The organism is Kitasatospora sp. NPDC097643, assembly GCF_040302625.1.
Classification (GTDB): Bacteria; Actinomycetota; Actinomycetes; order Streptomycetales; family Streptomycetaceae; genus Kitasatospora.
Genome location: NZ_JBEOSA010000015.1, coordinates 68,346 through 94,559 on the forward strand (window position 1 = coordinate 68,346; position 26,214 = coordinate 94,559).

General features: G+C 72.9%; 21 protein-coding genes. 2 read left to right on the forward strand and 19 right to left on the reverse strand.

The features are described 5' to 3' along the window. Positions 1-171: 171 nt before the first annotated feature. The 14 genes from ABTY15_RS12995 to nrdR form a co-directional block, all read right to left on the reverse strand. A complete protein-coding gene (locus tag ABTY15_RS12995) occupies positions 172-1,149 on the reverse strand; it encodes a carbohydrate ABC transporter permease (protein WP_350581086.1) in 978 nt (325 codons plus the stop codon). After that, entirely contained in the window at positions 1,146-2,168 is a 1,023-nt protein-coding gene (locus ABTY15_RS13000; protein ID WP_350581090.1) for a carbohydrate ABC transporter permease, read from the reverse strand. Before ABTY15_RS13000 ends, ABTY15_RS12995 begins: the two co-directional genes overlap by 4 nt. A gap of 158 nt (positions 2,169-2,326) precedes the next feature. Next, the gene (locus tag ABTY15_RS13005; protein WP_350581093.1) at positions 2,327-3,715 is read right to left on the reverse strand and encodes an ABC transporter substrate-binding protein; all 1,389 of its coding nucleotides are present in this window, start codon (positions 3,713-3,715) and stop codon (positions 2,327-2,329) included. A gap of 298 nt (positions 3,716-4,013) precedes the next feature. Beyond that, entirely contained in the window at positions 4,014-5,228 is a 1,215-nt protein-coding gene (locus ABTY15_RS13010; RefSeq protein ID WP_350581096.1) for a cytochrome P450 family protein, read from the reverse strand. A 48-nt stretch (positions 5,229-5,276) separates the two neighbouring features. Further along, the gene (locus ABTY15_RS13015) at positions 5,277-6,521 is read right to left on the reverse strand and encodes a cytochrome P450 (RefSeq protein WP_350581099.1); all 1,245 of its coding nucleotides are present in this window, start codon (positions 6,519-6,521) and stop codon (positions 5,277-5,279) included. Further along, positions 6,518-7,231, reverse strand: coding sequence for a GTP-binding protein (locus tag ABTY15_RS13020; RefSeq protein ID WP_350581101.1), 714 nt, complete (start codon positions 7,229-7,231; stop codon positions 6,518-6,520). The genes ABTY15_RS13015 and ABTY15_RS13020 overlap by 4 nt, the downstream gene beginning before the upstream one ends. Further along, complete coding sequence (locus tag ABTY15_RS13025; RefSeq protein ID WP_350581104.1) at positions 7,212-7,580, reverse strand: DUF742 domain-containing protein; 369 nt, start codon at positions 7,578-7,580, stop codon at positions 7,212-7,214. Before ABTY15_RS13025 ends, ABTY15_RS13020 begins: the two co-directional genes overlap by 20 nt. Then, a complete protein-coding gene (locus ABTY15_RS13030) occupies positions 7,577-8,056 on the reverse strand; it encodes a roadblock/LC7 domain-containing protein (RefSeq protein ID WP_350581106.1) in 480 nt (159 codons plus the stop codon). Before ABTY15_RS13030 ends, ABTY15_RS13025 begins: the two co-directional genes overlap by 4 nt. Then, on the reverse strand, positions 8,053-9,915 hold the full coding sequence (locus ABTY15_RS13035; RefSeq protein ID WP_350581109.1) for a sensor histidine kinase: 1,863 nt from the start codon (positions 9,913-9,915) through the stop codon (positions 8,053-8,055). The genes ABTY15_RS13030 and ABTY15_RS13035 overlap by 4 nt, the downstream gene beginning before the upstream one ends. Before the next feature lie 268 nt (positions 9,916-10,183). After that, entirely contained in the window at positions 10,184-10,756 is a 573-nt protein-coding gene (locus ABTY15_RS13040; protein ID WP_350581111.1) for a Clp protease N-terminal domain-containing protein, read from the reverse strand. 3 nt (positions 10,757-10,759) lie between these two features. Continuing rightward, positions 10,760-10,996 carry an RNA polymerase subunit sigma-70 gene (locus ABTY15_RS13045; protein ID WP_350581114.1) on the reverse strand — a complete coding sequence of 79 codons (237 nt, stop codon included), beginning with the start codon at positions 10,994-10,996 and terminating at the stop codon, positions 10,760-10,762. 49 nt (positions 10,997-11,045) lie between these two features. Further along, positions 11,046-11,825, reverse strand: a complete 780-nt coding sequence (locus ABTY15_RS13050) for an SDR family oxidoreductase (protein WP_350581116.1) — start codon at positions 11,823-11,825, stop codon at positions 11,046-11,048. A gap of 166 nt (positions 11,826-11,991) precedes the next feature. Further along, positions 11,992-14,865 carry a vitamin B12-dependent ribonucleotide reductase gene (locus ABTY15_RS13055; protein ID WP_350581119.1) on the reverse strand — a complete coding sequence of 958 codons (2,874 nt, stop codon included), beginning with the start codon at positions 14,863-14,865 and terminating at the stop codon, positions 11,992-11,994. Positions 14,866-15,066: 201 nt separating this feature from the next. Continuing rightward, the gene (gene nrdR / locus ABTY15_RS13060; protein ID WP_350581122.1) at positions 15,067-15,564 is read right to left on the reverse strand and encodes a transcriptional regulator NrdR; all 498 of its coding nucleotides are present in this window, start codon (positions 15,562-15,564) and stop codon (positions 15,067-15,069) included. Positions 15,565-16,126: 562 nt separating this feature from the next. Here nrdR and lexA point away from each other — a divergent pair. After that, positions 16,127-16,789: a transcriptional repressor LexA gene (gene lexA / locus ABTY15_RS13065; RefSeq protein WP_224281048.1), complete on the forward strand. Its 663-nt coding sequence runs from the start codon at positions 16,127-16,129 to the stop codon at positions 16,787-16,789. Positions 16,790-16,912: 123 nt separating this feature from the next. On the opposite strand, the gene ABTY15_RS13070 is transcribed toward lexA, so the two are convergent. From ABTY15_RS13070 to ABTY15_RS13090, 5 genes are read right to left on the reverse strand one after another with little or no spacing between them, the layout of a single operon-like run. Beyond that, positions 16,913-19,081, reverse strand: coding sequence for an ATP-dependent DNA helicase (locus ABTY15_RS13070; protein ID WP_350581126.1), 2,169 nt, complete (start codon positions 19,079-19,081; stop codon positions 16,913-16,915). Between the two features lie 12 nt (positions 19,082-19,093). Further along, complete coding sequence (locus ABTY15_RS13075) at positions 19,094-20,950, reverse strand: IucA/IucC family protein (RefSeq protein ID WP_350581129.1); 1,857 nt, start codon at positions 20,948-20,950, stop codon at positions 19,094-19,096. Beyond that, positions 20,928-22,298: a lysine N(6)-hydroxylase/L-ornithine N(5)-oxygenase family protein gene (locus ABTY15_RS13080; protein WP_350581131.1), complete on the reverse strand. Its 1,371-nt coding sequence runs from the start codon at positions 22,296-22,298 to the stop codon at positions 20,928-20,930. Before ABTY15_RS13080 ends, ABTY15_RS13075 begins: the two co-directional genes overlap by 23 nt. A gap of 10 nt (positions 22,299-22,308) precedes the next feature. Further along, entirely contained in the window at positions 22,309-22,872 is a 564-nt protein-coding gene (locus ABTY15_RS13085) for a GNAT family N-acetyltransferase (protein ID WP_502893488.1), read from the reverse strand. After that, entirely contained in the window at positions 22,872-24,665 is a 1,794-nt protein-coding gene (locus ABTY15_RS13090; protein WP_350581134.1) for an IucA/IucC family protein, read from the reverse strand. The genes ABTY15_RS13085 and ABTY15_RS13090 overlap by 1 nt, the downstream gene beginning before the upstream one ends. Positions 24,666-25,015: 350 nt before the next feature. Here ABTY15_RS13090 and ABTY15_RS13095 point away from each other — a divergent pair, with 350 nt between their 5' ends. Continuing rightward, entirely contained in the window at positions 25,016-26,197 is a 1,182-nt protein-coding gene (locus ABTY15_RS13095; RefSeq protein ID WP_350581136.1) for a trypsin-like serine peptidase, read from the forward strand. Positions 26,198-26,214: the final 17 nt, after the last annotated feature.

Sequence of the window (26,214 nt, forward strand, 5' to 3'; positions counted from 1 at the left end):
CTCAGTGGTCGGTGGGCATGCGGAAGCCGCCCTTGGGGCGGTCCGCCGGCAGGCGCGCTCGGCGCGCCGCGACTGAGGCCGACTCTAGACCATTCTGAACTTGTTCAAAAATCCCTTCTGAACGAGTTCAAAATCCCCTGACCACCCGTGAGCCCCGGCGAGGGCGTCCGGCTACCCCTTGACCGACCCGGCCAGCAGGCCCCGGACGAAGTACCGCTGCAACCCGAAGAAGACGAGCAGCGGGATGACGATCGACAGGAACGCCCCCGCCGTGAGCAGCTCCCAGCGCCCGCCGAAGGACCCGGACAGCTGCGCCAGCCGCACCGTCATCGGCGCCACCTCCGGCGTCCCGCCCGCGAAGGTCAGCGCCACCAGCAGGTCGTTCCAGACCCAGAGGAACTGGAAGATCGCGAACGAGGCCAGCGCCGGCGTGCACAGCGGCAGCACGATCGACCGGAAGATCTTGAAGTGCGAGGCGCCGTCCACCACCGCCGCCTCCATCAGGTCGCGCGGCAGCTGGGCGATGAAGTTGTGCAGCAGGAACACTGCCAGCGGCAGCGCGAACATGGTGTGCGCCAGCCAGACCGGCGCGTAACTGCCCTTGAGGTCCACCGCCGGGACCAGCGTGAGCGAGCCCAGGTGCGCACCGCCGGAGAACAGCCGCAGCAGTGGGATCAGCGCCATCTGCAACGGCACCACCTGGAGCGCGAACACCACGAAGAACACCGCGTCGCTGCCCCGGAACCGCACCCAGGCCAGCGCGTACGCCGCCATCGCCGCCAGCACCAGCGGGAACAGCGTGGCCGGGATGCTGATCGCCAGCGAGTTGACCAGGAACGGCATCAGGCCGGTCGAGACGCCGGAGCCGCCCTCGAACAGCACCGTGTGGTAGTTGCCGAGGCCGAAGTCCGGGTGCAGGAAGGCGTTCCACCAGCCGTCCGCGGTGACGTCCTGCTTGGGCCGCAGCGAGGTCACCAGCAGGCCCAGCGTCGGCACCGTCCACAGCACGGTCACCGCGACCACGAAGACCGAGGCCAGCGGGCTGCTGAAGGCCTTCCGGACCGGACTCCCCTGCGCCCGGTTCCCCCGGACCGGGCTCCCCTGTACCCGGTTCCCCTCGACCGGACTCCCCTGCGCCGGGCTGCTCATCGGACCCCACGCTCCTTCCGCAGCTGGACGATGTTGTAGGCCACCAGCGGCAGCACCGCGAGGAACAGCAACACCGCGAGCGCGCTGCCCCGGCCGGTGTTGAACTGCACGAAGGACTGCGAGTACATCTCGTTGGCCAGCACCTGGGTGCCGAAGTTGCCCCCGGTCATGGTGCGGACGATGTCGAAGGCCTTCAGCGTGGTGATCATGACGGTGGTCAGCACGACCACCACCGTGGTGCGGATCATCGGCACGGTGACGTACCAGAACAGCCGCACCCCGCCCGCGCCGTCCAGCCGGGCCGCCTCGGTGACCTCGTCCGGGATGGCCTTGATCGCCGCCGACAGCACCACCATCGCGAAGCCGGTCTGCACCCACACCATCACCGCCATCAGCAGGAAGGTGTTCAGCGGCTGGGAGAGCATCCAGTTCGGCGGATCCTCCCAGCCCACCGCGACGGCCAGCTGACTGAGCAGGCCGATCTGCGACTGCCCCGGCCCGCGCGACTCGTAGACGAACTTGAAGATGATCGAGGCCCCGACCAGCGAGATCGCCATCGGCATGAAGATCAGCGACTTGTAGACCGCCTGGCCGCGCATCCGGTCCACCAGCAGCGCCAGCACCAGCCCCAGCGCGGTCGCCGCCAGCGGCGCGACCACCAGCCACAGCAGGGTGTTGACCAGCACCTTGCGCACCGAGTCGGTGGTGAACGCCCAGCCGAAGTTCTCCCCGCCGACGAACCGGCTGCCGTCGTCGTTCTGCAGGCTCAGGTAGACCGTACGGACCAGCGGCACCACCAGGCCCACCAGCAGCAGCAGCGCGGCCGGGCCGAGGAACACCAGCACCGCCAGCGGTCGGGCCAGCCGGCCGCGGGCCCGACCGGCGGCGAAGAAGACCAGCAGCAGGATGCCGAGGAAGCCCGCGACGGCGCCGAAGCTGTTGCCGAACTTGACCGCCGCATCGCCCCACGCGCCGGTGGCGAGCGCGGCGGCCGAAGACTGGCTTGCGGGTGCGGACACGGCTGTACGTCCCTTCTCGACACCCCGCCTCGGGCCGAGGGGGGCGGGCGGTGCGGGTGGGTGGCCCCGCACCGCCCTCGGCAGGTGGTCCCGTTGACGGCGTACCGGCCGGCCGTCGGACGCGCGGGCTGCTACCGCGCCCGCTACGGCTGCGCGCGCTACTGCGGCCAGGCGGAGTCGATGTCCGCGGCGGTCTTCTGGATCGACTGCCCCTCGGCGAACCAGGCGGTCAACGACTTCCACTCCTGCCCGGCCCCGACCGCCGCCGGCATCAGGTCGGACCCGTCGAACCGGAAGGTCGCCGCCGGGTCGGTCAGCGCGTCCGCCGACAGCCGGTCGATCGGGTCGGTGTACAGGCTCTTGTCCACGCCCTGGTTGGCCGAGACCCACCCGCTCGCGGTCTTCACCCGGCTGCTCGCCCACTCCGCGCTGGACAGGTAGTTCTGCACCGCCTGCACCTCGGGCCGGTTGGCGAAGGCGGTCAGGAACTCGCCGCCGCCCTCGACCGGGTTGGGCACCGAGGGGTTCACCGCCGGGAGGTGGAAGGCGAAGATGTCGCCGTCTGGCCCGATCTTCGTGTCCTTGGGCCACTGCGCCTTGTAGAACGAGGCCTGCTGGAGCATGGCGCACTTGCCGGTGAGGATCGGCGCGCCCGCGTCCTGGAAGGTGGTGGTGGCGATCGACTTGACGTCGCCGTAACCGCCGTTGACCCAGGCCGGGTTCTGCATCCAGTCGGCGACGGTCTTCATAGCCGTGGTGATCTTCTCATCGGAGAACTTCACCTTGTGGGTGACCCACTGGTCGTAGACCTCGCCGCCGTACGTGCCCAGCACCACCTCCTCCAGCCAGTCGGTGGCCGGCCAGCCGGTGGCCGTGCCGGAGGCGATGCCGCCGCACCACGGCTTGGCGCCGCCCGCCTTGGCGATCCGGTCACTGAGGGCCATCAGGTCGGCCCAGGTCTTCGGCGCCTCGTAGCCGGCCGCCTTGAAGGCCTTCGGCGAGTACCAGACCAGCGACTTCATGTTGGCGCTCATCGGCGCGGCGTAGAAGGTGCCGTTCACCGAACCGTAGGACTTCCACACCGGGCTCCAGCGGTCCTCGTTGCTGACCGTCTGCGCCGGCGGCTTCACCACCTTGCCGCTCTTCACCATCTGCGCCAGCAGACCCGGCTGCGGGATGATCGCGAAGTCCGGGGTGTTACCGCCCGCCACCCGGACCGGCAGCTGCGACTCGAAGTCGTTCGAGCCCTCGTAACTGATCTTGATCCCGGTGCACTTGCTGAACTCGGACCAGGACTTCTCCAGATTGTCCGACTCCGGGCTGAGGATCGACGCGAACATCGTCACCGTGGTGCCCGAATGCCCGGCGTACGGCTGGTACTTGGCACAGTCGCCGGACAGCGATGCGGCCGAGCCGCCCGAGCCGCCACCCGAACTGTCGGAGCTGTTCGAACAGGCCGCGGTCAGGGCCAGCGCCGCCACCAGGGCGGGCAGGGCGACCAGGCGCCGACGGGATCTCTCGGACGGCGCTGTCGGGATGGGGGTCAATGCGGTCCTCCTCGCCAGGGCGTACTGCCGGCTGTGGGCTGAACGACATTGCGCTGTACCGGAGATGGGCGTACAGAGATCGCGAGGGAGCGGCGGACGAACCGATCCGACGACGTTAACGCAGCCGTCGGCCGCCGCCAAGGTCCGCGTTCGACCTTCGTTCGCCCTTCACCGGCCTGAGCCCCCATCGTGGCCTTCGCGCACCAACGGCCGGGACCCGACACGCCGCCCGGAACACGGCCCGGAACGCCGCCGCCCCGCCCGGCGGACCGGACGGGGCAGGCAGGGTGACGAATTGTCAGAACAGTCGGACCGGAAGCTCCAGCAGACTGTTCACCACCAGCGACGGACTCGGCCGCAGCTCGCTGTCCGCCACCCCCAGCGACAGCTCCGGGAACCGCGCGAACAGCGCCGGCAGCGCGACCCCGGCCTCCAGCCGGGCCAGCGGCGAACCCGGGCAGACGTGCGGGCCGTGCCCGAAGGACAGGTGCCGGCTCGGGTCCCGGGTGACGTCGAACAGCTCCGCCGTCACCCCGTGCTGCACCGGGTCCCGGCCGATCGCGTTGTACGAGATCAGCACCGGCTCGCCCTGCGGGATCACCGTGTCACCGACCGGGATGTCCTGCGCCGCGAACCGGAACAGGAAGTTGCTGGTCGGCGGCGTCCAGCGGAGGGACTCCTCCACCACCGCGTCCCAGGACACCTGCCCGGAACGGACCAGCTCCAGCTGGTCCGGGTGCGCCAGCAGCGCCCGCACCGCGTTGCCGATCAGGTTCACCGTGGTCTCGTGGCCGGCCGCGATGATCACCCGCAAGGTGGCCGCCGCCTCCGCGTCGGTCAGCGCCCCACCCTCGGTGTCCGCCGCCAGCAGCACGCTCGCCAGATCGTCACCCGGCGCCGAACGGCGCTGCGCCACCAGGTCGTTCACGAAGGCGTTCAGCCCGGCGATGGTCGCCTGGATGCCCGCCGGATCGGGCTTGATGCCGAAGAACCGCTCGTAGAGGTCCCGCAGCACGCCGTGGTCCGACTCCGGCACGCCCAGCAGCGAGCAGATCACCGTCATCGGCAGCGGGAAGGCGAAGTCCGTCTTCAGGTCCACCGCCGGCCCGCCCGCCGCCAGCCGGTCCAGCAGCCCGTGGGTGACCTCCTCGACCAGCGGGCGCATCAGCTCCACCCGGCGCGGGGTGAACGCCTGCGCCACCAGCGCCCGCAGCCGGCGGTGCTCGGCGCCGTCCGTGGTCACCATGCTCGGGCCGGGCACCGCCAGGCCGATCAGCGGCCAGGTCTTCGGCACCTCACCGCGCTGGTAGGCCGCCCAGTGCGCGGCGTCCTTCACCAGCCGGGCGTCGGTCAGCAGCTCGCGCGCCTCCGCGTGCCGGGTCACCGCCCACGCGGCGACCCCGCCGGGCAGCTCGACCGGCACCGCCGGGCCGGCGGCCCGCAGCAGGGCGCCCTCGGCGGCGTTGTCGCGGGCCAGCGGGTCGAGGACGATCGGGGCCGGGACGGTGGCCATCGACGGTGACTCTCCTTCAGGGGATTCGGTGAACGGGGTTGGGTCCGGTCAGAGCGCGTGGCCCGGGGTGAACGCGACCGGCAGCGCCACCAGTCCGCGCACCCAGGCCGAGGGCCGCCACACCAGCGCGTGCTCGGCCACCGCCAGCCGCAGGTCCGGCAGCCGGTCCAGCAGCACCTCGATCGCCGTGGCGGCGATCACCTCGGCGGCCTCCTGGGCGGGGAACGGGCAGCCGTGCTCGCCGTACGAGTAGCTCATGTGCGCCCGGTTGCCCTCCGCCGGGCGACCGTCCGGCTGCCGCACCGACGGGTCCGCGTTCGCCCCGGAGAGGCCCAGCAGCACCATGTCCCCCGCGGCGATCCGCTGGCCGCCGAGCTGGGTGTCGCGCACTGCCCAGCGGCCGGCGAAGATCTGCGTCGGGGTGTCCTCCCAGAGCGCCTCGTTGAGCGCCTGGCTGATGCTGCGCCGGCCGCCCGCCAGCGAGGCAGCGAACCGCTCGTCGGTCAGCATCAGCCGCAGCGTGTTGGAGATCCAGTACGAGCAGGGCTGGTGACCGGCGATCAGCAGCACCCGCAGGTCCCGCATGACCTCCTCGTGGTCCAGCCCGGCCTCGTGCGCGAGCATCCGCGAGGCCAGGTCGCCGCCCGGGTGCTCGGCCTTCTCCCGCACCAGGGCCAGCATCAGCTCCAGCAGCCGCTGGGCGCCGGCCGGCGCGTCCGGACCGCCGTCCAGCATGGTCAGCAGCGCCTCGGTCAGCTCCGGTGCCCGCTCCTCGTCCAGGCCGAGCAGCCGGCACAGCACCAGCAGCGGCATCCGGTGCGCGTACTCCGCGACCAGGTCGGCCTCGCCCCGGCCGGCGAAGTCGTCGATCAGCCGGTCCGCGATCTCCTCGCCGTGCTTGCGCAGCTCGTACGGGTCGATCCCGGCGAGCGCGTCGGTGACCGCCCGGGACCGGCGGACGTGCTCCTCGCCCTCGGCGTAGAGGATCGACGGCACCGGCGCCATCATCGGCCTCAGCGGCCAGTCCGCGGGCAGCGTCGCCCAGGCGTGCCAACGGCTGGAGTCCCGGCCGAACAGCTGCGGCTGGCCGGTCACCTGCTGGAGCTCGCGGTAGCCGATCACCAGCCAGGCGGGCACGCCGCCGGCCAGCTCGACCGGGGCCACCGGGCCGTGCGCGGTCCGCAGCTCGCGGTAGAGCTGGGCCGGGTCGGTCTGGAAGCGCGGGCCGTACAGCGGCGTGGCGCCGGCGTGCGCCGGGCAGCCCGGGGGCGGGGTGGCGGCGGGCTCGGTCACGGGGTGCTCTCCTCGTACTCCGGGGTCGTGGGGGCGGGCACGGCCTCGGGGGTCGCGCCGGCTCGGGCCAGGGCTACGGCCTCGGGGGTCGCGCCGGCTCGGGCCGGGGCCACGGCTTCGGCGAGGGCCGTCAGGTGGCGGACCAGCTCGATCAGCACCCGCTTGCCGGACTCCCGGTCGCGGGCGTCACAGTCCACCAGCGGCACCCCGGCGGGCAGGTCGAGGGCCTCGCGGACCTGCTCCAGGGTGTGGGTGGGCGCACCGAAGTTGTTGCGGGCCACGATGAACGGGGTGCCGTGGTGCTCCAGCCGGTCGATCGCGTACCAGGAGTCCTCCAGGCGGCTGGTGTCCACCAGCACCACCGCACCGAGCGCGCCGCTGAACAGCCGGTCCCAGAGGAACCAGAAACGTTCCTGCCCCGGCGCGCCGAACAGGTACAGCACCTGGCTCTCGGAGAGCGTGATCCGGCCGAAGTCGAAGGCCACCGTGGTGGAGCGCTTGCCCCAGGCACCGGCCGGGTCGACCTCCTCGCCCGCCTTGGTCATGACCTCCTCGGTGTTCAGCGGACGGATCTCGCTGACCGAACCGACCAGGGTCGTCTTGCCCACCCCGAAGCCGCCCACCACGACAATCTTCAGCGCGTTGTCGGCGGTCGCCCGCAGCGGGGTACGCCCGGCGGCGGGCGCGGGGTCAGAGCCGTTGGAGGCCATGCAGCACCTGCTTCAGCGTGTCGAGATCGGGCAGCCGGGCCTTGTTCGGCGCGAACCGGGGGTGGCGGGCGGTGACCGCCCCGGACTCCAGCAGGTCGCCGAGCAGGATCTTCACCACCGACACCGGCAGCGTCAGCTCCGCGGCGACCTCCACGACGGCGGTCGGGGCCTCGCACATCCGCAGGATCCGGGCGTGCTCCGACTGCATCCCCGCCGTCGGCGGCCGCTCCGCGACGATCAGGGTGACCAGGTCGAAGGCGTTCTCCGGGGAACGGCTGCGGCCCCGGGTGATGGTGTAGAGACGGTCCGGGTCGTCGTCACGCCCCGGCAGGACCGGCCCGGTCGTCATGCGCCGGCGCTCTCGTCGGCCGCCGTCCCGGTTCCGTCCGGCCCGGCTCCGTCCGCGTGGGCTCCGTCGGCGCCGTCCACGCTGCGGGCGGGTGCGCTGAGGTGGACACCGATCTGCTCGATCAGGCCGTGCATGTTGTGGCCGACCACGCCGACGTCCGCGTCGTCGTCCGTCACCACGGCCAGGTGCGCGCCCTCGCCGGCCGCCACGATGCACAGGATGCCGCCGTGGAACTCGGTCATCGACTGCCGCACACCGCCGCTGCCGTCGCCGAACTCGATCGAGGCGCCGTGCGCCAGGCTCTGCAGACCGGAGGAGATCGCGGCCAGCTGGTCGGCCTGGTCGGTGCTCAGCCCCGAGGTGTGGCAGAGCTTGAGGCCATCGGCGGAGAGAACGAGGGCGTGCCGGGTGCCGGGGGTGGCGGCCAGCAGGTTCTCCAACAGCCAGTCGAGGTCACGGTCGGTGGCGCTGCTCATCGGGAGTCCTTCTCGGTGACGGGGGAAGCGTCGGGCGTGGTGTCGGTGTCCGTGGTGCCGGTGTCCACGGTGCGGTTGCCCGCCGACGGCGCCGGCCCGGCGGTGACCGGGTCGGCGGTGACCGGGTCGGCGGTGACCGGGTCGGCGGTGACCGGGTCGGCGGTGACCGGGTCGCCGGCCGCCTGCTGGGCGGCCCGGCGGAAGGCGCCGAACCGGGCGGCGGCGCTCACCGCGTCGGCCCGTACCGGCTGCGCGGCCGGGGCCGCCGCCGGGGTGGTGGTGGCGAGCGTCTGCCCGCGGCGGCGCTGCGGCAGACCGCTCTCGGTCAGCCGGGCGGGCCGGGGGGCGGCAGGTGCGGGGGCCGCGGGCGCGGGGACGGCGGGCGCGGGCACCGCGGGTACGGGTGCGGAAACGGCGGGCACGGGCGGCAGCGGGGCCGGGGCCGGGCGCGCGGGAGCGAGGGCGGGGCGTACGGTCTCGACGGCGGGCGCCTGCGCCGGGACGGGCGCCGGCTCGGACGCCGGAGCAGGATGCGCGACCAGCTGCTGCGGGATCAGCATCACCACCCCCGTGCCACCGCGCGCCGACGGGCGGAAGGAGATCTGCAGCCCGTGCTTGCGCGCCAGCATGCCGACCACCGCCAGCCCCAGTCTGGTGCCGGCGGACAGCGTGGTCAGGTCCAGCGGCTCCGCGGAGACCGCCCGTTCGGCCCGCCGCAGCCAACTGTCGCTCAGCCCCAGCCCGCTGTCCTCGACGGTGACCGCCAGCCCGGCCGACACCTCCTCGACGTAGACGTGCACCTCGGCCGGCGGGGCGGAGAAGTTGGTCGCGTTGTCCAGCAGTTCGGCCAGCGCGTGCATCACGCCTTCGGCCGCGTACCCGGCCACCGCGGCGGTGCTGGCGTTGTGCAGCCGCACCCGCTGGTAGGCGCCGATCCGGCCGAGCGCGCCGCGCAGCACCGACTCCACCGCGATCGGCTTGGCCCAGCGCCGCCCCGACCGGGCGCCGGTGAGCACCGCGATGCTGTCGGCCATCCGGCCCGCCTGGGCGGTCGAGTGGTCCAGCCGCAGCAGGTCGCCCAGGACCTCCTCGTCGTGCCGGTGCTGCATCTCGCGCAGCTCCGCGTGCATGCTCGTGGCCAGCGCCTGCACCCGACCGGCGGCGGTCGCGCACACCGCGAGCGCGGCGGCTCGCAGCCGCTCGCCCCGGCCGACCTCCTCGGCGACAGCGCGCAGCAGCACGTTCTGGGGGTGCGTACGGTGCGCGGCCAGCGCGCTGTCCACCGATGCGCCGTCGCGCAGCCGCTGCACCACCTCGGGCAGCACGCCGTCGGTCAGCCGGTCCAGTTCGGCCCGGTCGGCCGCGGCCCGCGCCCGGCCGGTCTCGAACTCCGCGCGCTCGGCCTCGAACCCGGCGCGCTCCGCCTCGATCTCCGCCCGCAGTCGGTCCAGTTCCGCGTGCACGGCCGTGACGTCCGCCTCGGCCCGGGCCCGCTCGGCGCGGGCGGCGTCCCGCTCGGCCGCGGCGGCGCCGGCCCGGTCCCGGGCGGCCGACTCGGCCTGCCGGGCGGAGCCCGCGATCACCAGGGCCGTCATCGTCTCGTCGTGCTGTGCGGCGAGTTCCCCGGCCAGTCGGCCGGCTCGCTCGGTGCCGGCCGCCGCGAGGCCGACCGCGATCAGCCAGAGCACGCCGACCGCACCCACCGCGAGGGCGGTCAGCGGCTGCTGCGCGTCCAGGGCCCGGGCGATCCCGACCGACCCGGCGACCAGCGCCAGCAGGACGGCCGCCGTCGTCAGGGCGACGGTGCGCGGCGCGGGCCGTCGGCGCGGCCGGCCGTCGGGGCTGGTGGCTTCTGTCATCGGTGCAGGTCCTCGGCAACGGCGGCGGGCAGCGGGCAGCGAGCGGCGGGCCGCCGGCGGCGGAAGGACGCCGACAGCGGATCGGGCGGATACCAGACCGCCCGGCGACGTCGCGAAACGTCTCCGGGCGGCTGATCGGTTCACGCTTTCGGCCGATCATATCGATTCAGACATTGCCCTCAAGCAGCCAGTTGACGGTCAATCTCGCTCATTCACGTCGCGCACACCGATTGGTGACGCAACCGCCGCACCGCCCGGCACTCCCCGCTCAGACCAGTGCCGCCTCCACCTTCCGCCGGACGGCGGCCAGGTCCAGCCCGTGGTCCACCAGGACGCGCACCCCGAGGCCCTCCCCCTCGCGGATCACCCCGAGCAGCAGGTGACCGACCGCGATCTCGCCCGACTTCAGCCGCAGCGCCTCGCGCAGCGGCAGCTCCAGCACCTTCTTCGCCCGCGGGGAGAACCGGCCGCGAACCGGTACCGACCTGGGCTCCGACCGGAACCAGCCCCGCCGCCTCGACTCCTCCGCCACCGCCGGCGCGTCCAGCGCGCCCTCGCCGAACACCGACTCCACGGCCTCCCGCACGGCGTCCAGGTCGACCCCGATCGAGGCCAGCGCGGTCGCGTCGTCGCCCGGCCCGAGCAGCCGGACCACCGCCTGCCGCGCCGCCTCGTGGTCGAGCCCGACCTCGACCAGCACGGCGACCGCCGGATCCTCCGGCCGGGCCAGGATCGCCAGCAGCAGGTGCTCCGTCCCGACCTGCTCGCGCCGCAGCCCGGCCGCCTCCTGGTGGGCGGCGGTCACCACCTGCCGCGCCGGCTCGGTGAAACGCTCGAACATCGCTCAGCCTCCGTCCTCGTCCTTGCCGGGCCCCCGTCGGGCGTACTTCTTGTGCACGGCCTGCCTGGTCACCCCGAGGCAGACCGCGATGTCCTGCCAGGACCAGCCCTGCGACCGGGCGTTTCCCACCTGTAGGCCCTCCAGGCGGTCCGCCAGATCGCGCAGCGCACGGACCGCCCGGAGCCCCACCGCGGGGTCACGACTGCTCGCCGCGGCCGCGAGTTCTCCGCTCTCGCTCATGCTGTCAACTTTGGTTGACGCCCGGGCGGATGTCAACCCTGGTTGACAGCTACCGGCCCCCGAACCGGCCCCCGAACCGCGCCGCCAGCGCCTCCTCGAAGGTCCTCCGCCCCACCGCCCGCTCCGGCGCCAGGTTCCCGCCCGCCCGCAGCCCCCGCCCCACCGCGCCCGGCAGCCGCAACGGCACCCGCACCCGCCGCCGGCCCGCCGCCCGCAGGTACGCCGCCACCAGCTCCCGGTACGCCCACACCCGCGGCCCGCCCACCTCGGGCGCGTAACCGGCCGGCTCCTCCCCCGCCAGCTCCGCCACCCGCGCCGCCACGTCCCGCACGTCGACCGGCTGGAACCGCGCCCCGCTCAGCACCGGGAACACCGGCAGCCGCGCCGAGACGTCGAAGACCTTCAGCAGCAGGTCGTGGAACTGCGTGGCCCGCAGCACCGTCCAGCCCAGCCCCGACCCGCGCACCAGTTCCTCGCACGCGACCTTCACCCGGTAGTACGACAGCGGCACCCGGTCGATCCCCACGATCGACACGTACACCAGGTGCCGGACCCCGGCCCGCTCCGCCGCCGCCACCAGCGTCCGGACCGCCACCACGTCCTTCTTCCCCACCGTGGTCGCACAGTCGACCACCACCTCGACACCGGCCACCGCCTCCGCGACCCCCGCCCCGGTCACCAGGTCCCCGACCACCCACTCGACCCCGTCACCCCCACCCCGCGCCCGCCGGCTCAACCCCCGCACCGCCACCCCCCGCGCGACCAACTCCCGCACCACCTCCCGCCCCAACGTCCCCGTCGCCCCGGTCACCAGCACCGTCCCCGTCACCACAACCACTCCTCTCGTCGAAGCCCTTCACCCCCTACCGACCACCCACCACCCCGATCCGTGACATCGGCACCCCCACGACAACGCGAAAGGCGGGGCGAGGACCGTGAAGTCCTCGCCCCGCCTCAGGAGTTCACCTCAGGGGGTGAACCGGGGTGGTGCGTGATCAGCTGCAGCCGCTGGTGGAGCCGCAGCCCTCGCAGAGGTAGCAGCTGCCGGCGCGGCGCATCTTGGTGCCGCAGGAGAAGCAGAGCGGGGCGTCGGCGTTGAGGCCGAGCTGGATCTCGATCAGCTCCGTGGAGTTGTGGGCCTGCTTGGCCGCCGGCTTGGGCGCCTCGACCGCGGGGGCGGGCTTGGCGACCACCGGGGCGGACTGGGCCAGCGACTCGGTGTCGAGCTCGTCGGCCTCCAGCGGCTCGTAGGAACCCGTCTCCAGGTGGCGCTGGCGCTCCTCGACGGAGTGGATGCCGAGCGCCGAGCGGGTCTCGAACGGCAGGAAGTCGAGCGCCAGGCGGCGGAAGATGTAGTCGACGATCGACTGCGCCATCCGCACGTCCGGGTCGTCGGTCAGGCCGGCCGGCTCGAAGCGCATGTTGGTGAACTTCGAGACGTAGGTCTCCAGCGGCACGCCGTACTGGAGGCCGACCGAGACGGCGATGGAGAAGGCGTCCATCATGCCCGCGAGGGTCGAGCCCTGCTTGGACATCTTCAGGAAGACCTCGCCGAGGCCGTCGTCCGGGTAGGAGTTGGCGGTCATGTAGCCCTCGGCGCCACCGACCGTGAAGGAGGTGGTGATGCCCGGACGGCCCTTGGGCAGGCGCTTGCGGACCGGGCGGTACTCGACGACCTTCTCGACCGCGGCGGCCGGGGCCTCCTCGGTCTTGGCCTCGGAGTCCTTCTTCTTGGCCGAGAGCGGCTGGCCGACCTTCGAGTTTTCGCGGTAGATGGCGAGCGCCTTGACGCCCATCTTCCACGCCTCGAAGTAGATCTCCTCGACGTCCTCGACGGTCGCGGTGGCCGGCATGTTCACGGTCTTGGAGATGGCGCCGGAGATCCACGGCTGGATCGCCGACATCATCCGCACGTGGCCCATCGGCGAGATGGAGCGCTCGCCCATCGCGCAGTCGAAGACCTCGTAGTGCTCGGTCTTGAGCCCCGGCGCGTCCACCACGTTGCCGTGCTCGGCGATGTGGGCGACGATCGCCTCGATCTGCTCGTCCTGGTAGCCGAGGCAGCCCAGGGCGCGCGGGACGGTGCCGTTGACGATCTGCATCGAGCCGCCGCCGACGAGCTTCTTGAACTTGACCAGCGCGAGGTCCGGCTCCACGCCGGTGGTGTCGCAGTCCATCATCAGACCGATGGTGCCGGTCGGGGCGAGGACCGAGGCCTGGGCGTTGCGGAAACCGTTCTGCGCGCCGATGCGCAGGACGTCCTGCCAGGTCTTGTTGGCGGCGAGCCAGACCGGGGCGTCCAGGTCGTCGAAGGAGACCGCGTCGAGCGAGGCGTCCGCGTGCTGCTTCATGACCCGCTGGTGCGGGGCCGCGTTGCGGGCGTAGCCGTCGTACGGGCCGACGACGCCGGCGAGTTCGGCGCCGCGGCGGTAGGCGGTGCCGGTCATCAGGGAGGTGATGGCGCCGGCCAGGGCGCGGCCGCCCTCGCTGTCGTAGGCGTGGCCGGTGGCCATCAGCAGGGCGCCGAGGTTGGCGTAGCCGATGCCGAGCTGGCGGTAGGCGCGGGTGGTCTCGCCGATCTTCTCGGTGGGGAAGTCGGCGAAGCAGATGGAGATGTCCATCGCGGTGATGACGAGCTCGACGACCTTGGCGAAGCGCTCGGCGTCGAAGGAGTCGTCCTCGCGCAGGAACTTCATCAGGTTGAGCGAGGCGAGGTTGCAGCTGGAGTTGTCCAGGTGCATGTACTCGCTGCACGGGTTGGACGCGTTGATGCGGCCGGACTCCGGGCAGGTGTGCCAGTGGTTGATCGTGGAGTCGTACTGGATGCCGGGGTCGGCGCAGGCCCAGGCGGCCTCGGCCATCTTGCGGAAGAGCTTCTTCGCGTCGACGGTCTCGATGACCTCGCCGGTCATCCGGGCGCGCAGGCCGAATTCGGTGCCGTTCTCGACGGCGGTCATGAATTCGTCGTTGACGCGGACGGAGTTGTTGGCGTTCTGGTACTGGACGGAGGTGATGTCGTCCCCGCCGAGGTCCATGTCGAAGCCCGCGTCGCGCAGGGCGCGGATCTTCTCCTCCTCCTTCACCTTGGTCTCGATGAAGGCCTCGACGTCCGGGTGGTCCACGTCCAGGACGACCATCTTGGCCGCGCGACGGGTGGCGCCGCCGGACTTGATGGTGCCGGCGGAGGCGTCGGCGCCGCGCATGAAGGAGACCGGGCCGGAGGCGTTGCCGCCGGAGGAGAGCAGTTCCTTGGAGGAGCGGATCCGGGAGAGGTTGAGGCCGGCGCCGGAGCCGCCCTTGAAGATCATGCCCTCTTCCTTGTACCAGTCGAGGATCGACTCCATGGAGTCGTCGACGGCCAGGATGAAGCAGGCGCTGACCTGCTGGGGCTGCTTGGTGCCGACGTTGAACCAGACCGGCGAGTTGAAGCTGAACACCTGGTGGAGGAGGGCGTGGGTCAGCTCGTGCTCGAAGATCTCCGCGTCGTCCGCGGTGGCGAAGTAGCCGTGCTTCTCGCCGGCGGCGCGGTAGGTGAGCACCACGCGGTCGATGATCTGCTTGAGGCTCCACTCGCGCTGCGGGGTGCCGACGGCGCCGCGGAAGTACTTGGAGGTGACGATGTTGACGGCGTTGACCGACCAGAAGTCGGGGAACTCGACGCCACGCTGCTCGAAGTTGATCGACCCGTCACGCCAGTTGGTCATGACGACGTCGCGCCGCTCCCAGCGGACCTCGTCGTACGGGTGCACGCCCGGAGTGGTGTAGATGCGCTCGATCCGCAGGCCGCCCTTGGGCGCCTTGCCGGCAGCCTTGGCCGCGGCCTTGTCGGACTTCGACCCGCGTGCGGAACCGCTCGTGGTGTCTGTCACTTCTCGCTCCTCCTCCTGGGCAAACGCCCGAAGTGCCCTGAAAAGTCCGGGCACCGCTGGTTCGTTCTTCCGGTGTGCGGGCAGCCGAAGGCCTCGCCTGCTCACGCACGGTTTGTAGTGTTCTGCGCCCCGTTTCCGGGCACGCGTCGGCCCCGCGGGGCCGGGTGCTGCGGCCCCTCGACGAGGAGGGGCCGGCGCCTCCTAGGGCGCGGCGGCGGCGACGGGCACGCAGGTGCCGTCCGCCTCGGGGACGGGCCGTTCGGCGCGGAGTTCCGCGATGGCGGCCTCGAAGTCTTCCAGTCCGTCGTACGCCTGGTACACGCTGGCGAAGCGCAGGAACGCGACCACGTCGAGCTCCTTGAGCGGACCGAGTATGGCCAGTCCGACGTCGTGGGTGGTCAGCTCGGCGTTGCCGGTGGCGCGCACGCACTCCTCGACCCGCTGGCCGAGCTGGGCGAGGGCGTCCTCGGTGACCGGGCGGCCCTGGCAGGCCTTGCGGACGCCGGAGATGACCTTCTCCCGGGAGAACGGCTCGGTGACCCCACTGCGCTTGATGACCATCAGCGCGGCCGTCTCCACGGTGGTGAAGCGGCGGCCGCAGTCCGGGCACTGCCGACGACGGCGGATGGAACTGCCGTCCTCGGTGGTCCGGCTGTCGACAACGCGGCTGTCGGAGTGCCGGCAGAAGGGGCAGTGCACCTGAGGATCCCTCCCTGGCAGGACGTGCGGACTTGGTCGAGTCTAAGCGATGCGACCCCGGCCTGGGCAAGCTGATCATGCCTCGTGACCACTAGTACTGGGCACGGAGAGGAGAGTAGCCACTAGATGTAGGTCTCCGGGGGAAGTGGGCCCCCTGGCGTGTCGACGGCGATTAGACTGCCGAAGTCGGCTACCGGTCGAACATTTAATCGATGTACAACAAAGCCTTGATCGAGTCAGCCAACTCCCGAATAATTCACTCGAACGTGTGTTTGGCGCAACCTTTCGATAGGAGGTGCGTTGGGCTGGAAAAGGGAGAGGACAGCCGTCGAGAGGGGCCGCCGTGAACACCGTCGAAACCAACACCATCCCGGTGCAGGAACACTCCCAGTTCAAGGTGGGGCAGCGCACCACGAATCAGCAGAGTGTGGACATCAGCATGGACCGTAGCGAAGACCACCGCCTCTCCGGCCCGGCCCTTTCCAGCGCGAGCCGCGTTCCCGACCAGCCGATCGAACACTCCCCCGTGCTGGACGACAGCCACCCGGCGCCCGCCCGCGCGATGCCCGGCCGCCCCCCCGGCATCCGTACCGACGAGGCCGGGCTGACCGAGCGCCAGCGGCGCGTCATCGAGGTCATCCGGGATTCCGTCCAGCGGCGCGGCTACCCGCCGTCCATGCGCGAGATCGGCCAGGCCGTCGGCCTCTCCAGCACCTCCTCGGTCGCCCACCAGCTGATGGCCCTGGAGCGCAAGGGCTTCCTGCGCCGGGATCCGCACCGCCCGCGCGCCTACGAGGTCCGCGGCGTGGAGGTGGCCCGCCCCAACACCGCCGAGACGGCCGGCCGCCCGTCCACCTCCTACGTCCCGCTGGTCGGCCGGATCGCCGCCGGCGGGCCGATCCTGGCCGAGCAGACGGTCGAGGACGTCTTCCCGCTGCCCCGCCAACTGGTCGGCGAGGGCGAGCTGTTCGCGCTCACCGTGCGCGGCGACTCGATGATCGAGGCGGCCATCTGCGACGGCGACTGGGTCACCGTGCGCCGCCAGCCGGTCGCCGAGAACGGCGACATCGTGGCCGCGATGATCGACGGCGAGGCGACGGTCAAGCGCCTGAAGCGCGAGGACGGCCGGATCTGGCTGATGCCGCACAACCCGGCGTACGAGCCGATCAACGGCGACAACGCCACCATCCTGGGCAAGGTCGTCGCGGTCCTGCGCCGCCTCTGACACCCTCCGCGCCGCACACCGGGAAGGGGCTCCACCGCGCGACGGCGCGGGGAGCCCCTCCGGCGGTTCCCAGGGGCTCCCCGCCCGTTTCCCGGGGGCTCTCAGCCCGTTTCCAGGGGCTGCTCAGCCCCGCTTCACCACCGGCCGGACCGGCGCCGCCGAGGCGTCGATCGCCGCCAGCGAGCGGCGCACCTGGTTGCGGTCCGTGGTGTACCAGAATTCCGGCATCGAGGAGCGGAAGAAACCCCCGTACCGCTTGGTCTCCACCCGCGGGTCCAGCACCGCCACCACGCCCCGGTCGTCGGCCGCGCGCACCAGCCGGCCCGCGCCCTGCGCCATCAGCAGCGCCGCGTGCGTCGCCGCGACGGCCATGAAGCCGTTCCCGCCGCGCTGTTCGACGTCCTTCTGCCGGGCGCTCATCAGCGGGTCGTCCGGCCGGGGGAACGGGATGCGGTCCATCACGACCAGCTGGCAGGCCGAGCCGGGCACGTCCACGCCCTGCCAGAGCGAGAGGGTGCCGAACAGGCAGGTGCTCGCGTCCGAGGCGAACTCGCGGATCAACTCGCCCAGGGTGTCCTCCCCCTGGAGCAGGATCCGGTTGTCCAGCCGCTCCCGCATCGCCTCGGCGGCCGTCTGGGCGCCGCGCATCGAGGAGAACAGGCCCAGCGTCCGCCCGCCGGCCGCGCCGATCAGCTCGGCCAACTCGTCCAGCATGTCCGGCCGTTCCGGGTCGCGCCCGGGGTCGGCGAGGTGCTTGGCGACGTACAGGATGCCCTGCTTGGGGTACTTGAACGGCGAGCCGACGTCGATGCCCCGCCAGTACGGGACCACCTCGTCGCCGAAGCCGGGGCCCGGCTCCGGGTTGTCGCCCTGCGTCCGCTGGTCCGGCAGCCGGGCCTCCGAGGGCAGGCCGACGGAGCCGGCGACGCCGTTGAAGTCCCCGCCGAGCTTGAGGGTGGCCGAGGTCAGGACGACCGAGCGCTCCTTGTACAGGCCCTCGCGCAGCAGCCCGGAGACGCTGAGCGGGGCGACCCGCAGCGAGGCGGTGCCCATCCCGAAGCGGTCGCTGCGCTCGATCCAGACCACGTCGTACTCGGAGTCCTCCAGCAGCCGCTCGGCGGTCTCGTGCAGCGTCTCGGCGGAGGCCATCGCCTGCTTGCGGACGGCGTCCTCGTCGCTGAGCCCCTTGTCCCTGGTCTCGCCGAGCGAGGTGATCACCTGCCGGGAGGCGTCCCGGATCGCGGTGACCGCGTACGCCAGGTACTCGGGCAGCTCCTCGACCCGGCCGGGCTGGGCGGTCTCCATCAGGCCGTGGTAGTTCTCGGCGGCGGCCTGGAGGGCGTCGACGGCCTTCTCGTTGGCCAGCCGGGCGGCCCGCTTGACCGCCCGGTTGACCGCGCCGACGGTCAGCTCGGCGGTGGCCGCGCCGGTGACCCGGTTGACCAGCTCGTGCGCCTCGTCGACGATCAGCAGCCCGTGCTCGGGCAGCACCGGCGCACCCTCGATGGCGTCGATCGCCAGCATCGCGTGGTTGGTGACCACGACGTCCGCCAGCTTGGCCCGCTCCCGGGCCTTCTCGGCGAAGCACTCCTGGCCGTACGCGCAGCGGGTGGCGCCCAGGCACTCCTTGGAGGTGACCGACAGCTGGGCCCAGGCCTTGTCGGAGACGCCGGGGGTCATGTCGTCCCGGTCGCCGGTCTCGGTCTCCTCGGCCCAGTCGCGCAGCCGCAGCACCTCCTGGCCGAGCTTGCCGGTGGGCCCGCCGAGCGCGTCCACCGGGTCGAACAGGCCCTCGCCCTCGTCGCTCGGGGTGCCCTCGTTGGCCCGGTGCAGGCACAGATAGTTGGAGCGGCCCTTGAGCATCGCGTACAGCGGCCGGCGGCGCAGCACCGGGTGCAGCGCCTCCACGGTGCGCGGCAAGTCCCGTTCGACCAGCTGGCGTTGGAGCGCCAGGGTGGCGGTGGCGATCACCACGCGGTCCCCGTGGGCGAGCGCGGGCACCAGGTAGGCGAGGGACTTCCCGGTGCCGGTGCCGGCCTGGACGAGCAGGTGCTCGCCGTGGTCGACGGCGTCGGCGACGGCCTCGGCCATCCGGACCTGGCCGGGGCGCTCGACACCGCCGACGGCGGCCACCGCGGCGTGCAGCAGTTCGGGGAGGCGCGAGCGCGGGACGGCGACGGCCTCCCCGGCGGCGTCGGCGTCGTCGTCGTCAAGAGCGTCGCCGTCGAGATTCGCGTCGATGGCGTCCTCGGCCTCGTCGCCGGGGAGCTGGGATTCGGAGTCGTTCGTCATGACCCTCCCACCCTACGGGGCCGGGGTGACAATCCGGTCCCGTTGCCCGGGCAGATCCGTCTCCAGGGTCACCAGCGCGTTGGGCACCGTCCCGTACCGGGCCGCGTGCGGGCGGAACGGCCGGTCCCGGTAACCGTCGAGCAGCAGCCGGTTGCGGTTGAGGCAGAGCCGGTCGATCCGGGGCCGGAACAGGTCGAACAGCTCGAAGCGCTCGCGCAGCTCGGGGAAGCGCTCCTGGTGGCGGTGGATCTCGGCCCGCAGCAGCGCCCAGAACCGCGCCTCGGGCAGCCCGGTCTGCGCCTCCAGCAGCGGGGCGAGGTAGCGCAGCACGCCGATGAACAGCCCGGAGTGCAGGAACTGGCAGAGGCCCTGCGGGCTCTCCCGCAGCAGCACCTCGCCGACCTCGGCCGGCACCCCGCGCAGTTCGGGCAGGTCCTGGTTGCTGAGGTTGACGTCGTCCACGAAGTCCTTGACCGCGAGCCGGACCGGGGTGTCCCGCTCGTCGAAGACCACGATGGCGTTCTCGCCGTGCGGGGAGAAGACCAGGCCGTACCGGTAGAGGAAGTGCAGCAACGGCGGCAGCAGGGCAGCGAAGAGCCGGCCGGTCCACTCGGCGGGGGTGAGCCCGGAGCGGGTGATCAGTTCGGCGGCGAGCGCCCGGCCGTCGGAGCCGGTCTGGAGCAGCGCGGCCAGGGTGCGGGCCCGCTCGCCCCCGGTCAGGAAGGGACCGAGCGGTTCGCGCCAGATCGCGCCGAGGAGCTCCTTGTACTGGTACGGCGCCTCGGGCAGTTCGCGGTAGTACGGGTGGTCGACGGTGACGGAGGCGATCTCGCCGAGCAGGATCACCCGGCAGTCGTCGCGCAGGAACGGGTCGGCGTCGCGCAGGCCGTGGATCCAGGCGGTGACGGCGGGCGCGGCGAGGGTGCGTTCGACCGGCAGGCCGCGCCAGACCAGGGTGTTGAGGATCGACAGCGGCAGTTTGACCGTGCAGCGGCCGGGGCGGGCGGTGTTGAAGAAGGAGCGGATGGACTGCTGGGGCAGCCGCGGATCGCCGTCGGAGGGCAGCGGGACGATGTCGCCGGAGGCGATCCAGGGCGCGAACAGCGGGACGACCGTCTCGTCCCACTGCCAGGGGTGAACGGGCAGCAGCAGGTAGTCGTCGGGGTCCAGGCCGTGGGCGCGCACCCCGGCGCGCAGCGCCTCCGGGTCGTCGAGTTCGCGGGCGTACAGCTGCTCGGGCCGCTCCAGCCCGGGGACGCCGCGGTACTGGGCGAGCCGGCGGTGGACGGCGATCCAGGGCAGCGGGCGCGGGGTGCGGGCCTCCGGGGTCCAGCGGGCGGCGTCGGTGGCGGAGAAGCCGATCCGGCCCTTGTTGGGGACGATCCAGGGGTGGCCGCCCTGCCGGCCTTCCAGCGCGGGGTGGTCGAGCTCGGCGAGTTCGGCGGCGGTGAGCGCGGTGGCGAGCTGGTGGGCGTCGGCGGTGAGGGTCGCGGTGAGTTCGCGGAGCAGGTGGCCGGTGGTCTCGCCGCGCAGGCCGAGGGTGTGCCGGGCGTAGGTGAGGAAGCGCAGCGGGTCGAGTCCGTCCGGGCGGGTGCAGCGGACCGACTCCGGGTCGACCCGCCAGCTGCCGTAGGCGCCCCGGCGGGCGGTGTAGCGGTACTCGGCCTCGGCCTCGGCGTCGACCTCGGCGCCGAGCAGCGGGAGCCGGTACTCGCCGTCGGCGGCGCCGGGTTCGGGCCTGAGCAGTTCCTCGTACGCGAACTCGCCGAGCATCTTGGCCAGCAGGGCGCGGCCGGCCCGCTGCCAGTGCCCGGCGGTGAGTTGTGGGGGCAGGTAGAGCGGCGCTTCAGCGGCCGGCGGTTGCGGCACGGGTCGGCTCCTGGGGTCGGGGGAAGACGGCGGGGCGGGGCGGCGCGAAGCCGGTCCAGGCGGTGCGGGTGGGCAGCCGGTGGACGGTCCGGCCGGTGACGGCGTTGAGGATGACGGCGGCGCGGTGGGCGCCGAGGCCCAGGTCGGGGGCGCCGACGCCGTGGGTGTGCAGTTCGGCGTTCTGGACGTAGAGGCCGCCGAGGAGTTCCGGCCGGGTGGCGACGCGGTGGTCGAGGTCGACCCGGTAGCGGCCGGAGGGGTCCCAGTCGATCAGGTGGGCGAGCGGTTCGAGCGCGGCCGGGCGGGCGGCCCGGTAGCCGGTGGCGAGCACCACGGCGTCGGTGCGCAGGGTGTGCTCGGCGCCGGAGTCGGTGTGCCGGCAGCGCAGTTCGAGCCCGCCGCAGGGGCCGGGCCGGGCGTCGGTGACGGCGGTACCGGGGGTGATCTCGACCGGGGCGGTGTCGATCGGGCGGCCGATGGTGCGTTCGTACAGGTGGTCGTGGATCTCGGCGAGGGTCTCCGCGCTGGCGGCCTTGTGCAGCTGCCACTGGGCGGCGACCAGGGTGTCCCGGACGGGTTCGGGCAGGCTGTGGAAGTAGCGGGTGTAGTCGGGGGTGAAGTGCTCCAGGCCGAGCTTGGAGTACTCCATCGGCGCGAGGGCCCTGGTCCGGGTGAGCCAGCGGAGCCGGACGCCGTCGCCGTCGTGGCGCCGGAGCAGGTCGAGGAAGACCTCGGCGCCGGACTGCCCGCTGCCGATCACGGTGAGGTCGCGGGCGTCGGCGAGGTCGTCCCGACGGTCCAGGTAGTCGGCGGAGTGGAAGGCGAGCGGGTAGCCGTCGAGGGCGGCGAAGGCCTCGGGCAGGACGGGCCGGGTGCCGACGCCGAGGGCGAGGTTGCGGGCCCGTACGGTGGTGCGCCGCCCGGTCGCGGTGTCGGTCAGCTCGGCGCGGAAGTGGCCCCGTTCGGCGTGCAGGGCGGTGACCTCGGTGCCGAAGCGGCAGTTGCCGAGGCGTTCGGCGGCCCAGCGGCAGTAGTGGTCGTACTCGCGGCGCGGGAGTTGGAAGCGCTCGGCGAAGTAGAACGGGAAGAGCCGGTCCTGGTCGCGCAGGTAGTTGAGGAAGGACCACGGGTTGGTCGGGTCGACCAGGGAGACCAGGTCGGCGAGGAACGGCACCTGCATCCGGGCCCCGTCCACCAGCATCCCGGGGTGCCAGCGGAACTCCGGGCGCTGGTCGCAGAAGAGCGTCCGCAGGCCGGGGAGGGGCTCGGCGAGCGCGGCGAGCGAGAGGTTGAACGGGCCGATGCCGACGCCGAGCAGGTCGTACGGCGGCTGTGCTGAGCTGTCCACGGGGGCGGTCCTAGGCGGGGAGGTCGGGTCGGGCGCGGACCATCAGGGCGGCGCGCTTGTCGGGCAGGTCGAGTTCGGCGGCCGTCCGGAAGCCGGCCCGTTCGAAGGCCCGCACCGACCGTCGGTTGCGGACGTCGGGTTCGGCGACCACCCGCTCGCACCGCGGCCGCCGCCGCAGGACCGCCTCGGCGAGCCCGGCCAGCAGGACGGCGCCCAGGCCCCGGCCGCGGCTCCCGGCGGGGCCGAGCAGCAGGTGGATCCCGGTGTCGTGCGGCCGGGCCGGGTAGTGCCGGGCGAGCGGGTCGAGGTCGGCGCGGTAGACCTCCCAGTAGCTCATCGGGGCGCCGTCGAGCAGGCCGAGGCAGGGCACGCTGCGCCCGTCGCCGTCGAGCTGGGCCCGGACGTGCCGTTCGGTGACGGCCGGCGGCCCGGCGAGCTCCCAGAAGGCGGCGACCTCGGGGTCGTTCATCCACCCGGCGAGCAGGTCCAGGTCGGCGGGCAGCCGGACGGGGCTGAGCCGGAACTCGCCGGCGGGGGTGGGGACGGCGCCCCACCCGGGCAGGTCGTCCAACATCAGGCGCCCGCCACCGGGTTGGGGATGTCCACGTAGACGGACTGGGTGGCGACCGGGCCGACCAGCTCGTCCAGCCCGTTGATCCGGGTGAGCAGGTTGGCCTTGCAGGGCAGGGTGGGCGCGTCGAGCAGCAGCGCGGGCAGGGCCGAGCCGGTGGCGGCCGCCCGGGGCCCGGTCAGGAACCGGCGCAGGGCGGCCAGCAGGACGTTCTCGTCGGCGAGGCCCTGGCTGCCGAGGGCGCCGACCAGGCCGAGGACGTGGTTGATGCCGAGGTAGTAGGCGAAGTGGTGGTCGATCACCTGGTCCGGGAGGAAGGTGTCGCTGCGGCCGCCGAGCCCGGGCAGCCGCCCGGTGAGCCGCTCGGCGGCGCTCTCCCGGTAGTAGTAGCCCTGGTTGTCGCGGTAGCGGCCGCCGCGGGGCCAGCCCTCGGCGTCGAGCAGCACCAGGCTGTTCTGCTGGTGCGCCTCCAGGGCGATGCCGGCCCGGCCGTCCAGCCAGAGGATGGGCAGGACGACGGCGTCCAGGTAGCGCAGGAACCATTCGGCGGCGACGGTGGGCAGCGGGCGGCCGGAGCGGGCGGCGAGGGCCCGCAGGGTGTCGCCGAGCCGGGACGGCACGGTGGTGCCGGTGCCGAGCGGCTGTTCGGCGACCAGTCCGGCGACGCACAGCGCACGCTCGGCGGGGGCGAAGGGCTGGGCGCGCAGCACGGTGTCCAGACCGCCCGGGTCGCCGAGGCCGGGGTGGTCGACGCCGATCCAGGCCGGGTCGCGGACGATGTCGAAGCCGGGGTGGGCGGCCTGCCACTCGGCGGCCAGGCCGCTCTCCAGCAGCCGGTGCATCTCCAGACCCCGGTGGAGCTCCTTGCGCAGGTTCTCCCGACGGGAGTTGGTGATCCGCAGGCCGAGCGAGAGCTTGAGCATCCACGGGGTGCCGGGCCGGTAGACGGTGCGCACCGAGGAGGTGGGGTACCAGGGTTCGCCGGCCGGGCCGAGGTCGTGCAGCAGTCCTTCGGCGAGCAGCGCGGCGACGGCCGGGCGGTGCGCGAGTTCGCGGGCCTGCCAGGGGTGCAGCGGCAGGACGGCGGTGCCGGGCGGCAGGGTGGCGCGGTCGCCGAGCAGGCCGGCGGTGATCCGGTCGGCGCTCTCGGTGAGGGCGGAGCCGGTGGCGAGCAGGTCGCGGTCGACGGCGTACCAGTGGAGTTGGAAGGAGCCGTGCAGCTCGGGCGAGTAGGCGGCGCTCTGGGCCGGGCCGAGGCCGTCGCGGCTCTTCGGCGTGGGGTGCAGCGGGTGGCCGAGCAGCAGGGACTGCTCGGTGGCGAGGAACTGCGAGCGCTCCGGCCCGCCGGCGGGGGCGGCGGTGCGGCGGTGGGCGAGGATCTCGGCGGTGCGGACGACCGAGTCGGCGACCCGGGCGGCGAGGTCGGCGACCTGGCCGGGGTCGGGGCGTTCGGCGGCCGCGGCGGCGAGCAGCGCGGCGGCGGTGACGGCGTCCACCGGGGCCTCGGCGGCCTCCCCGGCCGAGAGGACGACGGGGCCGAACCGGTGCCAGCCGCCGGGCGACCAGTAGCGGACGGGGGCGCTGAGCCGCGCGGCGCCGCCGAGGACGGCGATCCGGAGCCGGCCGTCCGGCCCGGGGCGGGCCCCGGTCTCCCGCGTCCAGCACCGCAACAGGGCCTCCAGCCCGGCCTGTTCGGCGGCGACCGCGGGGTCGGCGTGCAGCAGCGGATCGGGATGTCCCAACCGGTCCGGGTGCACCGGCGATTCGGGCGGGGCTCCGGTGAGGGCGGTGCTCAAGGCTGCTCCTTGGGGCGCGGGGGTGCGGACGCGCGCGGGTGGTGGAGGGGGTCCGGCGGGTGCTCGCACCGTCGCGTCAGGTAAGGGTTACCTATCCCTGATGGGTGATCACAAGGACGGCTCACTCGTCCGGGTGAAGATCGGGGATTGTTCACCGCCCGGGAGGAAGGCCCCTTCGTGTCAACGAGTGGGCTGGGGGCCGGTCACGGATCGGTGACCTCCGGTCAGGACCGCAACCCGGGGGGTGGCGGTGGCCGTCCTGACTGCCGATGGAAGACTCCGAAGCGGCCAGCCGCCGCAGCACCGCCCGACCGACCACCGCCCGACCGACCACAGGAGGAAGCACACCGATGCCATCGATCCACCGGTCAGCCCTGGCCGCCGCCCTGGTGGCGGGAACGCTGTTCGCGGCGAGCGCCTGCGGGCCGGACGGCCCGGCCGGCGACGGCGGCGGCACCGCCGCACCGCCACCCGTCTCCGCGAGCGCCACCGGGGGCGCCACCGGGAGCGGCGTGATCGGCGGGATCACCCTGCCGTCGGGCCTGCCGACCGGCCTGCTGGAGGGCCTGCCGAGGACCTGGGACGACCTGAAGAAGTGGAAGTTCGACGACTGGGACAAGTGGGCGTCCAAACACGTCTTCAACAACCCGGTCGTGAAGGACTTCTGGAACCCGGACAAGATGGGCGACTCCAAGCCCGCCGAGCCGGCCCCGCCGACCACCAAGCCGGTCACCGACGACGGCGTCACCGACCCGGAGCCCCCGGCGGTCAAGGCCACCCCGGTGCCCCGCCCGTACCTCAAGCAGCCCTCCGGGAAGGTGTTCTTCTCCGCCCAGGGCGGTCGCGGCAACTGCTCGGCGACGGTGATCACCGACCCGCAGCACCCCGGCAAGAGCAACCTGGTCTGGACGGCCGGCCACTGCGTGCACGAGGGCAAGGGCGGCAACTACTTCAAGGACCTGGTCTTCGTGCCCGCCTACAACAACTCGGGCGCCTCCAGCGGCGGCAAGAAGGCCCCGCTGTCCGAGCTGGCCCCGCTCGGCACCTGGTGGGCGGACCTGGTCACCACCTCGCCGCAGTGGATGGTCGAGGGCGGCGGCAGCGGCGACGCCGCGAGCCAGTACGACTTCGCGATCATGCGCGTGCACAACCAGAACGACACCGGCAAGTCGCTGGAGGAGACGGTCGGTTCGGCCGTCCCGGTCTGGTTCGACGCCCCGCGCGACAAGGTCTCCGTGTCGGCCGTCGGCTACCCGCTCTACAAGCCGTTCGACGGCCAGGAGTTGTACAAGTGCGACGGCGGCCGGCCGACCCGGCTGTCCTTCGACCCGAAGCGCCCGTCGATGCTCACCATCGGCTGCACCATGACCCAGGGCTCCAGCGGCGGCGGCTGGTTCGCCACCATGCCGGACGGGAAGACCGCCCTGGTCAGCAACACGTCGATCGGCACCCAGGACCACACCTCGCTGAGCGGCCCGTACCTGGAGACGGTCGCCCGCACGGCGCTGGAGTGGATCTCCAGGAAGCAGTAGCCGCAGGAACACCAGCA